Below are 10,803 nucleotides of genomic sequence, written 5' to 3'. Positions count from 1 at the left end.
GCGCTCCCCCATGCCGTTTTCCACCCTCCCCCCCCCCTCCGCCACCCTGTTTCGGGGCCCCCCCCGGCACCCCCGCGGGGGTTTTCCTTCCGGCCCCGCCCCCCCGGGGGGCGCACCCGGGCCCGTCGTCTTTCCGCCACTCGTGCGGGCTGCTCCGGATGCGCACTCGGCCCGCCTGTATCACTCTGGGTATTCGTGGATATCCATAAGGTCAGATCCGGGTCAGGAGAGTGCATGCGTTCCTCGTTCCGCGCGCTGCTCGGCGGGCTGGTGGCGCTGCTACCGGTCCTGGCGGTGCCATTGGGGGCCTCTGCGGCCCAGGCAGGGGATTCCGACCGCAGCATCATCGGGGGGAGCCCGGTGACGGCCGAGCGGTATCCCTGGACGGTGGCGGTGGCCAGTCAGTCCCGGTTCGGCGCGGCGCGGTCGGGTCAGTTCTGCGGCGGTGTCCTCGTCGGTCCCACGACGGTGGTCAGTGCGGCGCACTGCTTCGGCCAGGCCGCGCTCGGCGGTGACTGGTCGGACGTGCCCGATCTACGGATCATCTTCGGGCGCACCGATCTGAGCGGCACATCGGGCCGTGAGACCGACGTGAGCAACGTCTGGGTCAATCCGGACTACGACGCGGTGACCAACAGCGGCGATGTGGCGGTCGTCACACTGGGCGAGCCGCTGCCGGCCGCCTCGGCCATCCGCATGGCCGGCGCCGATGACACCCAGGACTACCGCGCGGGCACCGCGGCCGAGGTGTACGGCTGGGGCGACACCACGGGCTACGCGAGCTATTCGACGGTGCTGCGGGCCACCGGGGTGACGGTGCTGGCCGACGAGACCTGCGAGCAGGCCTACCCGGGCAGTGGGGACGGTACGTACAACCGCCGGGACATGGTCTGCGCCGGGGACCCCACGGGCGGCCACGACGCCTGTCAGGGCGACAGTGGGGGCCCGCTGGTCGCCGGCGGGAAGCTGGTGGGCCTGGTCTCCTGGGGCGCCGGCTGCGCCGACCCCGAGCATCCGGGGGTCTACACGCGCGTGTCAGCCGTCGCGGGGATGGTCGCGGCCCACTCCTCGTGACGTGATCCGGGTACGCGTACGGGCGGCCTCCCACGGGGGGAGGCCGCCCGTACGTACAGAGCTCGTCGCAGGAACTATTCGTCAGTGTTCGTCGTCGGGCGCCGCGGCAGCCGGAGAGTCGGTCAGGCGACCGGTCTCGTCCTGTATTTCCGATGCGATCTTCTTCAGTTCGGGTTCGAACTTACGCCCGTGATGCGCGCAGAAGAGCAGCTCGCCGCCGCTGATCAGAACGACGCGCAGGTAGGCCTGGGCGCCGCAACGGTCGCAGCGGTCTGCCGCCGTCAGCGGGCTTGCGGGGGTCAGAACAGTAGTCACGTCGCCTCTTCTCTAGCTCGACGAGCTGTCGTACCAGGGTCAACATCCAACCAGGCCGAAAACGTTCCCGCTCGTGGCTTTTCCTCGAAAACGATTCTCGTATGTGCCGGATGCTACCGATTGGCGGCGAATAGGTCTCTGGTGCGCTCGTTGTCGTTTTTAGGTTGATCTGTCCGGTTTCATCCCCCCGGCTGGCTTGCCGGTTGATGATGAGGACGTGCCCGGAGCCTAAATGGTTCATGCCTCTATGGGAACGTGACATGTGTATCACTCGAAAGAGGGATCGAACGTACGATCGATCGAGGGCTAGCATGTGGCCCCGTACCGGGTCGCGGGGAACCCGCTCCACCGGGTCTCGGTACCCTCTCACCGACACGGCTTGAAGAACTTCATCGAGGAGACGCCCGCGTGACCGCCGAAACATCCGTGCCGTCCACCGCGCTGCTGACCGGTGCAGATCGCGACGGCTCCAACTACACCGCGCGGCACCTGCTCGTACTCGAAGGCCTCGAAGCGGTCCGCAAGCGCCCCGGCATGTACATCGGCTCGACCGACAGTCGAGGCCTCATGCACTGCGTGTGGGAGATCATCGACAACTCGGTCGACGAAGCCCTGGGCGGCCACTGCGACCGCATCGAGGTCCTGCTCCACGAGGACGGCTCCGTCGAGGTCCGCGACAACGGCCGGGGCATCCCGGTGGACCTCGAGCCCAAGACCGGCCTGTCCGGCATTGAGGTCGTCATGACCAAGCTGCACGCCGGCGGCAAGTTCGGCGGCGGCTCCTACGCCGCCTCCGGCGGTCTGCACGGCGTCGGCGCCTCCGTGGTCAACGCGCTGTCCGCGCGGCTCGACGTCGAGGTGGACCGCAGCGGCCACACCCACGCCATCAGCTTCCGCCGAGGCGTCCCCGGGATCTTCACCGAGGCCGGCCCCGACGCGCCCTTCGACCCCGCCAGCGGCCTCAGCAAGACCAAGAAGGTCCCCAGGACCCGTACCGGCACCCGCGTCCGCTACTGGGCCGACCGCCAGATCTTCCTGAAGGACGCCAAGCTCTCCCTGGAGCACCTCCACCAGCGCGCCCGCCAGACCGCCTTCCTGGTGCCGGGCCTGACCATCGTCGTACGCGACGAGCGGGGGCCGGCAGGGGAAGGAGAGGGCGGCGCGGTCGAGGAGGTCTTCCACTTCGACGGCGGCATCAGCGAGTTCTGCGACTACCTCGCCCAGGACAAGCCCATCTGCGACGTCCTGCGGCTCACCGGCAGCGGCACCTTCAAGGAGACCGTCCCCGTCCTCGACGACCGCGGCCACATGACCGCCACCGAGGTCACCCGCGAACTCGGCGTGGACATCGCTCTGCGCTGGGGCACCGGATACGACAGCACGCTGCGCTCCTTCGTCAACATCATCGCCACCCCCAAGGGCGGCACCCACGTCAGGGGCTTCGAGAGCGCCATCGCCAAGACGGTCAACGAGGTGCTGCGCTCCAGCAAGCTGTTGCGCGTCGCCGAGGACGACGTCGTCAAGGACGACGCCCTGGAGGGCATGACCGCGGTCGTCACGGTGCGGCTCGCCGAGCCGCAGTTCGAGGGCCAGACCAAGGAGGTGCTGGGCACCTCGGCGGCCAACCGCATCGTCGCGAACGTGGTCTCCAGGGAGCTCAAGGCCTTCCTGACCTCCACCAAGCGCGACGACAAGCAGCAGGCCCGCGCGGTCCTGGAGAAGGCGGTCGCCGCCGCCCGTACGCGGATCGCCGCCCGGCAGCACAAGGAGGCGCAGCGCCGTAAGACCGCGCTCGAGTCCTCGTCGCTGCCGGCCAAGCTCGCCGACTGCCGCAGCGACAACGTGGACCGCAGCGAACTCTTCATCGTCGAGGGCGACTCGGCGCTCGGCACGGCCAAGCTGGCGCGCAACTCGGAGTTCCAGGCGCTGCTGCCGATCCGCGGCAAGATTCTGAACGTCCAGAAGTCGTCGATCTCGGACATGCTGAAGAACGCCGAATGCGGCGCGATCATCCAGGTGATAGGAGCCGGTTCCGGCCGGACTTTCGATATCGACCAGGCGCGATACGGAAAGGTCATTTTCCTCGCCGACGCCGATGTCGATGGTGCACACATCCGTATCCTTCTGCTCACTTTGTTTCAGCGGTACATGCGACCGATGGTCGAGCAGGGACGGATCTTCTCGGCGGTGCCGCCGCTGCACCGTATCGAGCTGAGCAACCCCCGGAAGGGCCAGGAAAAGTACATCTACACGTACTCCGACAACGAGCTGCGGCAGACCCTGATGGACCTCCAGCGCCGGAACGTCCGCTACAAGGACAGCATCCAGCGCTATAAGGGTCTCGGAGAGATGGACGCCGACCAGCTCGCGGAGACCACGATGGATCCCCGCCACCGCACCCTGCGGCGGATCAACATCAGCGATCTGGAGGCCGCGGAGCAGGCCTTCGACCTGCTGATGGGAAATGACGTCGCCCCGCGCAAGGAATTCATCACCAATTCGGCCGCAACGCTGGACCGTTCGCGTATCGACGCGTGACAGGTCCTCGGGACCGTTTCTCCACCCGTGGGTGGAGAAGCGGTCTCCACCCTGGCTCCACCTCCGGTTTGATCCCCTGACCTGGGCTTCCGCGTAGCGTCGAAGAAGTCGAAGACGGATGGTCTTCCCGCTCCCCGGAGGTGTCGCCGCGATGTCCGAACCGGTCACCGCTGTCGTTGTTCTCGCCGTCTTCGGCTATGTGTTGGTGCAGCAGTTCTCGGCGCGGCAAGTGACCGGTGGCGGCCGCTGGTGGGTCGCTCCCGTGGTCCTTGCCTTTTTCGCGGCTCGCAGGCCCGACCTGATCGACCCGGATCACCGGGCGCAGGCGGTGGCGATGCTCGTCGCCGAAATCGCTTCCGGCGCGGCGATAGGTGTGGCGTGGGCCTGGACGACCCGCGTGTGGCGGGACGCGTCGGGCGTGGTGTGGGCCAAGGGCACGAAGGCGACCGCGTTGGTGTGGGTCGGCGGGACAGCGCTGCGCGTAGGTCTGATAGGGATCGGCGCGCTGATAGGTGTCCGGAGCGGGAGCGGCTCGTTCATGATGGCCATGGCGGCTTCGCTGCTGGTCCGGACCGGGGTCCTGCTGTGGCGGGCGCGGGCGGAGGCCCCGGCATACCGTGTCAGCGTCGCCGACTGATCCCGTGGGTGTCGCGGAGGTTCTGCCAATGCCGTTGGAGACGTGGCTGGTCTGGCCGTCGCGGGAGGCGCTCTCGCGGGAGGCTCGGACGGGTGTCCGGCGGGCTCTCGCCTGGCTGACACGGATTTTGACCCTGGGCGGGCTGCTGTGGGCTGCGATCGCGGACGCCGAGGTGCGTGGCTGGCCCTCCGTCGGACTCGTGGCCGAGGCGCTCTGCGGCTTCGGTGCCGCGGGGGCCGTGCTGTGGGCGTACTTCCGGATGACGCTGGAGCACCGGCTGTGGCCGTCCGTCGGTCTCCTGGCGGCGCTGGTCGGCGGGGGCTTCGTGGCCCATGCGGCGGGCAGTGGCTTCGCCGCGGCGGCGCTGTGGTTCGGCAGCACCGTCGTCGCCATGGGGCGGCTCCCGCTCTTCGCCGCGCTGCCGATGGCCGTGGCGGCGCTCACGTCCTACGGCGTGATGCAAGGCAGTGACAACGCGCTGACAGGCGTCCTGACCTCGGCCGGGATCGTCCTCGTGGGTTATGTGAGCCGGCTGGACTCGGAGGCCAGGGGCAACACCCAGCGGCTCCTCGTTCAGGAGCGGGCCATCCGGAAGGCGGAGGCGGAGAGCGCGGCGCTGGCCGAGCGGGCGCGGATCGCACGGGAGATCCACGACGTACTGGCGCACAGCCTGTCGGCGCAGGCGGTGCATCTTGAGGCGGCCCGGATGCTGATCGAACGGGGCGCCGAACGCGAGGAGGTGCTTCGCAGGGTGATCGATGCGCGCCGGATGGCACGCGAGGGGCTGGCCGAGACCCGGCAGGCGCTGTCGGCGCTGCGGGGTGAGATGGCGCCTGTCGAGGAGTTTCTGCGGGAGCTGGTCTCCATCGAGGGAGCCGGGCTGGAGCTGGCGGGGGAGAGCCGGGCGCTGCCGGCCGAGGCCGGGCTCGCGGTGCGGCGGGTGGCGCAGGAGGCGATGACGAACGTACGCAAGCATGCGCCGGGCGCGAAGGTCGACCTGCGGCTGGAGTACCGGCCCCGGGAAGTGGAGCTGGTGGTGCGGGACTCTGGCGGCAGGCGCCCTGTGGATAACTCTCTGGAGGCGTCGGGCGCCGGATACGGTCTTCGGGGGATGCGGGAGCGCGCCGAGCTGCTGGGCGGCGCGCTGGACGCCGGACCGGCCGAGGAGGGTTTCGTGGTGCGCCTGAGGGTGCCCGCATGACGCGGGTGTTGGTCGCGGACGACCAGACGGTGGTGCGTGAAGGGATCGTGATGCTGTTGGGGTTGCTGCCGGACATCGAGGTGGTGGGTGCGGCGGCGGACGGGGAGGAGGCGGTGCAACTGGTGGGCGAGCTCGGGCCCGAGGTCGTACTGATGGATCTGCGGATGCCGCGCTGTGACGGCGTGGAGGCCACCCGCCGGATCCGGGCAGAGTACCCGGGCACGCAAGTGGTCGTCCTGACCACGTATGCCGATGACAACTCGTTGTTCCCGGCGCTGCGGGCGGGGGCCCGCGGGTATCTGACCAAGGACGCCGGGGGAGACGAGATCGCACGGGCGATCAAGGCCGTGGTGGCGGGCGAGGCCGGACTCGCGCCACAGGTGCAACGGAGGCTGTTGGAGCGGCTGTCGGCGCAGGGGGCGGAGGCGGGCGAGAGTCCTGGCGTCCCCGAGGTGCCGGAGCTGCCCGACGGGCTGACGGTTCGTGAGGCCGAGGTGCTGGCACTGGTCGCACAGGGGCTGTCGAACTCCGAGATCGCCTCGCGGCTGTATGTGAGCGTCACGACGGTGAAGACCCACATCAACAATCTCTTCGCCAAGACCGGGGCACGCGACCGGGCGCAAGCCGTGAAGTACGCCTATCAGCACGGCATCACGGATGGCGTCACCTAATGGGGTGAACGTTTCGGCTTGATGTCTCCGGATCTTCCCGATCTGTCCATGCTGGGGCGCACGGTCAGAGCGAGGAGAGTCTGTGAACGAGCACGACGGGACCGGGCCGGGAGCGCTCCGGATGGACGATCCGTGGTTCGAGGTCGTCCCGGCCGCCGGGGAGTGGCAGCAGGATGCCGGCGTCCAGGCTCCTGTGAGCCATGAGGAGCCCAGCCGTGAGGACCGCACGGCGGTGTATCTGGAGGTCCAGCAGAGCGCCGCCTTCCAGGAGGCGCGAAGCCGGTACCGGCGGTTTGTGTTTCCTGCGGCGGCCGCCTTCCTCGCCTGGTATCTGCTCTATGTCGTGCTGGCGACGACGGCGCCCGGGCTGATGGCCCGTCCGGTGGCCGGGGCGCTGAATGTCGCGATGGTGGCGGGACTGGCGCAGTTCGCCTCAACGTTTCTGCTGACCTGGGCGTACGCCCGGCACGCGCGGCTGCGCCGGGACCGTGCCGCGCTCGATCTGCGCTGGGACACGCAGGAGCGCATGCGGTGACGGGCAATCACCAGGGGCTGGCACTCGTCCTCTTCACGGTCTTTGTCTCCGTCACCCTCGCGATCACGGCCTGGGCGGGGCGGCGGCGCAGCTCGTCGGTGGAGTTCTTCGCGGGCGGCAGGCTCTTCTCGCCCTTGGAGAACGGTTTCGCCATCACGGGTGACTACATCTCGGCCGGTTCGCTGCTGGGGGTCTCCGGTCTGGTGGCGCTGGTGGGATACGACGGGGTGCTGTACTGCGTGGGCTTCCTCGTGGGCTTCCTCGTGGTGCTCATGCTCATCGCCGAACTGGTCCGCAACTGCGGGCGGTTCACCATCGCGGACGTGGTCGCCGTCCGGATGCGTCAGCGACCGGTGCGGATCGCGCTCGGCACGTCGTCGGTCATCGTGTCGGTGATCTATCTGGTCGCGCAGATGGTGGGGGCCGGGAGTCTGGTGGCCCTGCTGCTCGGCGGGCAGGGAGCAGCCGCCCGCACCTGGACGGTGATCGGCGTCGGCGGGCTGATGGTCTTCTACGTCTCGTTCGGCGGGATGCGCGCCACGACCTGGATCCAGATCGTCAAGGCCGTTCTGCTGATGGCCGGGTCGGTCGCGCTCACGGTGCTCGTCCTGGTGCGCTTTCATGGCGACCTGGGCAGCCTGCTGCGCTCGGCTGCGGCCGGAAGCGGCCACGGCGCCGGTTTCCTCGCGCCCGGCCTGAAATACGGCGGGACCTGGACCGCCCGCCTGGACTTCATGAGCCTGGGCCTCGCGTTGGTGCTGGGCACCGCCGGGCTGCCGCACATCCTGTCCCGCTTCTACACCGTGCCGACCGCGCGTTCGGCCCGCCGCTCGGTGGTGTGGGCGATCGGGCTGATCGGCTCCTTCTATTTGATGACGATCGTGCTCGGCTTCGCCGCCGCCGCGGTGGTGGGCTCGGATGCCGTACGCAGCTCCAACCAGGCCGGGAACACCGCGGTGCCGCTGCTCGCCATGAACTTGGGAGGCGGGCCGGGGACAACCGGAGGAACGGTTCTGTTCGCGGTGGTCGGCGCGGTGGCCTTCGCCACCATCCTCGCCGTCGTCGCGGGGATCACCCTGGCGTCCTCGGCCTCGGTGGCCCACGACCTGTATGCCACGGTGCGACGCCGCAGCGGCAGCCGGCGCCGCTCCAAGGAGTCCAAGGAACAGGAGGAGGTGAAGGTGGCCCGGGTCGCGGCCTTCTGCATCGGCGCGGTGGCGATCGTGCTGAGCCTGTACGCCCAGGGCCAGAACGTCGCCTTCCTGGTGGGCCTGGCCTTCGCGGTGGCCGCCTCCGCCAACCTCCCGGCGCTGCTCTACACGCTGTTCTGGCGGCGGTTCACCACCCGGGGCACGCTCTGGGCGGTCTACGGCGGCCTGAGCCCCGCGGTGCTGCTGGTCATCCTGTCGCCGGTGGTTTCCGGCAGCCCCGACGCGCTCTTCCCCGGGATCGACTTCCATCTCTTCCCGCTGCAGAACCCCGGCCTGGTGTCCATCCCGCTCGGCTTCCTGGCGGGCTGGCTCGGCACGGTCCTCTCGCCCGAACCCGCCGACGAGGGCAAGCACGCCGAGGCGGAGGTCCGTTCGCTGACGGGTGCCGGGGCCGTCTGACGCAGCCCTCAGCGCGCCCGTTCCATGTGGCGGAATGATCGCATTGCCGCCGCCGCGCCCCCGCCCCGATGCTGTGCCGACAGCGCAGAGGTCGGGAGCCGTCGGTCATGCAACTGTCGTCATTACCAGCGTCATTGCGCCGTCGCGACGGAAAGCCGTCGCCGGTACGCCACCTCCTGCGCGACGAGACCGGAGTGGCCGCCGTCCTGGTCCTACTGGTGCTCGCGGTCGGCATCGCGCACCCCGACTTCCTCACCCGCTCCAACCTCACCAGCACCACCCACAACGCCGCCTACGTCGGCCTGATGGCGGCCGGCATGGTCTTCGCCCTCGCCATGCGCGAGGTCGACCTGTCCGTGGGCGGGGTGTACGCACTCGGGGTGACCGTCGGCGCCGTCTGCATCCGGGACGGCTGGTCCCCCTGGGCGGCCGCCGTCGCCGTACTCGCCCTGTCGGCCGCTCTCGGCGCGGGCAACGCGGTCATCGCGACCTACCTCGGACTGCCCACCTTCATCACCACCCTGGCCACCGCCATGCTCTTCCGTGGCATCGCCCTGGCCCTCGCCGAGGGCCGCCAGATCAGCGGCATGCCGCAGGACCACGCCTTCTTCCGGGTCGTCGGCGGTGACCTCGGCGGCCTGCCCACCGCCGTATGGGTGCTGCTCGTCGCGACCGCCGTCCTGGCCGTGCTGCTCACCCGCACCCGCTTCGGCGCCCAGGTCAGGGCGGTCGGCTCCAATCCCGATGCCGCGCACTTCACCGGCCTGCCGATCGTCCGTACGCGGATCAAGGCGATGGCGCTGTCCGCGTCGATGGCGGGCCTGGCCTCGGTCCTGGCGCTGGCCTTCTTCATCTCCGGTGACCCGACCATCGGCCAGGGCTACGAACTGAGCGCCATCGCCGCCGCGATCATCGGCGGCACCCCGCTGGCGGGCGGGCGCGGCTCGGTGCCGGGGGCGGTGATCGGGGCGCTGATCCTGGCGGCGGTGGCGTCGGCGCTGGTGTTCTTCAGCGTTCCGATCAACTGGACGACCTTCGCGACCGGAGGGGTGATCCTCACCGCCGTCGCGGCGGACAGCGCGCTGCGCAGGCTGCGCGAGGGACGCAGCTGACCTTTCCCACCCACCTGGAGGGCACCATGGCTCAACCCGCACGGCCGGGCCCGACCCGGAGGTTCGTCCTGATGGCCGGAGCGGCCGCCCCGCTCGGGCTCGTCATCTCCTGCGGCGACGGATCCTCGTCCACCGGCGGCAAGAAGACGCTGCACGTGGGCATCGCCGTCGCCAACATCGGCCTCAACTTCGCCGTGGAGATGGTGAACGGCGCCAAGTCCGCCGTCAGTCACCTGGGCGGCGTGGACTTCCAGGCCGTCGGCCCGGCGAGTACCGACGGGCCCGCCGAGGTGACGCTGTTCCAGAATCTGACGCACACGTCCAAGGACGGCATCATCCTCTTCAACCTCGATCCGCCGCTGTTCGTACGCCCCGCCGCCACCGCCATCGACTCGGGCATCCCCGTCGTGGCCCTCGACACCGCACCGCTCGACGGCAGCAAGATCAGCTTCTACGTCGGCAACGACAACTACGAACTCGGCGCCAAGCTCGCCCAGGAGGCCATCAAGCGGCTCCCGGCGAACCCCACCGGCACCGTCGTCGTCGGCGTACCCAACCCCGGCACCCCCGTCCTCGACAGTCGCGCCAAGGGCATCAAGGACACCTTCGGCAAGCAGGCCCCCGGCGTGAAGGTGCTCGGCCCGTACCAGACCTACAGCGACCCGGCCGAGAACTTCGGCGCCTGGCAGAGCCAGGTGCACGCCAACCCCAAGGCCCTGGCCTTCCTCGGCGTCGGCGACGCCGACAGCTACAACCTCGGCAAGATCAAGCAGAAGGAGAACGGGACCTACCTCGTCGCAGCCGCCGACGTCGACTCCAAGACCCTGGAATACGTCAAGAGCGGCGCCAACTTCTGCACCGTGTCGCCGGAGCACTTCCTCAAGGGCTATGTCTGCACCGCCCTCTTCGTCGACGCCCTCAAGAAGGGCAAGAAGGTGCCGGACGGCTGGTTCAAGACCCCCAGCCTCGTCATCGACAAGTCCAATGTCGACAAGGTGATAGCCCGCCAGAAGAGCAGCCAGGCGGCCTACGCGTTCTTCAAGAGCCAGATCGACAGCCTCCTGGCGAGCCCCGACGCCAACATCAAGCCCCTCAAGGACCAGCGCTGAC

At 69.3% G+C, this 10,803-nt stretch carries 10 protein-coding genes; 9 read left to right on the top strand and 1 reads right to left on the bottom strand.

What is annotated here, in order from left to right; genetic code table 11:
- The first annotated feature begins 234 nt into the window (after positions 1 to 234).
- Positions 235 to 1,074, top strand: coding sequence for a S1 family peptidase (locus tag ACFXJ5_RS25425; protein ID WP_384635328.1), 840 nt, complete (start codon positions 235 to 237; stop codon positions 1,072 to 1,074).
- 81 nt (positions 1,075 to 1,155) lie between these two features.
- Here the strand turns inward: ACFXJ5_RS25425 and ACFXJ5_RS25420 are convergent, their stop codons facing one another.
- Positions 1,156 to 1,389, bottom strand: coding sequence for a DUF7455 domain-containing protein (locus tag ACFXJ5_RS25420; protein ID WP_384635326.1), 234 nt, complete (start codon positions 1,387 to 1,389; stop codon positions 1,156 to 1,158).
- Positions 1,390 to 1,797: 408 nt separating this feature from the next.
- Here ACFXJ5_RS25420 and ACFXJ5_RS25415 point away from each other — a divergent pair, with 408 nt between their 5' ends.
- The 8 genes from ACFXJ5_RS25415 (at position 1,798) to ACFXJ5_RS25380 (ending at position 10,802) form a co-directional block, all read left to right on the top strand.
- A complete protein-coding gene (locus ACFXJ5_RS25415; protein WP_384635323.1) occupies positions 1,798 to 3,927 on the top strand; it encodes a type IIA DNA topoisomerase subunit B in 2,130 nt (709 codons plus the stop codon).
- A gap of 151 nt (positions 3,928 to 4,078) precedes the next feature.
- Positions 4,079 to 4,564 (top strand): DUF1453 domain-containing protein, encoded by a 486-nt coding sequence (locus ACFXJ5_RS25410; RefSeq protein ID WP_384635320.1) that lies wholly within the window; start codon positions 4,079 to 4,081, stop codon positions 4,562 to 4,564.
- 28 nt (positions 4,565 to 4,592) lie between these two features.
- Positions 4,593 to 5,765, top strand: a complete 1,173-nt coding sequence (locus ACFXJ5_RS25405) for a sensor histidine kinase (RefSeq protein ID WP_384635317.1) — start codon at positions 4,593 to 4,595, stop codon at positions 5,763 to 5,765.
- A complete protein-coding gene (locus ACFXJ5_RS25400; protein ID WP_384635315.1) occupies positions 5,762 to 6,436 on the top strand; it encodes a response regulator in 675 nt (224 codons plus the stop codon). Before ACFXJ5_RS25405 ends, ACFXJ5_RS25400 begins: the two co-directional genes overlap by 4 nt.
- 82 nt (positions 6,437 to 6,518) lie before the next feature.
- Positions 6,519 to 6,971 (top strand): DUF485 domain-containing protein, encoded by a 453-nt coding sequence (locus tag ACFXJ5_RS25395; RefSeq protein WP_384635312.1) that lies wholly within the window; start codon positions 6,519 to 6,521, stop codon positions 6,969 to 6,971.
- The gene (locus ACFXJ5_RS25390) at positions 6,968 to 8,581 is read left to right on the top strand and encodes a cation acetate symporter (protein ID WP_384635309.1); all 1,614 of its coding nucleotides are present in this window, start codon (positions 6,968 to 6,970) and stop codon (positions 8,579 to 8,581) included. Before ACFXJ5_RS25395 ends, ACFXJ5_RS25390 begins: the two co-directional genes overlap by 4 nt.
- Before the next feature lie 107 nt (positions 8,582 to 8,688).
- Positions 8,689 to 9,693 (top strand): ABC transporter permease, encoded by a 1,005-nt coding sequence (locus ACFXJ5_RS25385; protein ID WP_384635307.1) that lies wholly within the window; start codon positions 8,689 to 8,691, stop codon positions 9,691 to 9,693.
- Positions 9,694 to 9,719: 26 nt separating this feature from the next.
- Positions 9,720 to 10,802, top strand: a complete 1,083-nt coding sequence (locus ACFXJ5_RS25380) for a sugar ABC transporter substrate-binding protein (protein WP_384635304.1) — start codon at positions 9,720 to 9,722, stop codon at positions 10,800 to 10,802.
- Position 10,803: the final 1 nt, after the last annotated feature.

The sequence above is a fragment of the Streptomyces sp. NPDC059373 genome (genome assembly GCF_042751495.1).
Classification (GTDB): Bacteria; Actinomycetota; Actinomycetes; order Streptomycetales; family Streptomycetaceae; genus Actinacidiphila.
The sequence above is the reverse complement of the archived record's forward strand: the minus strand, read 5'-3'. Positions and strand labels throughout refer to the sequence as shown.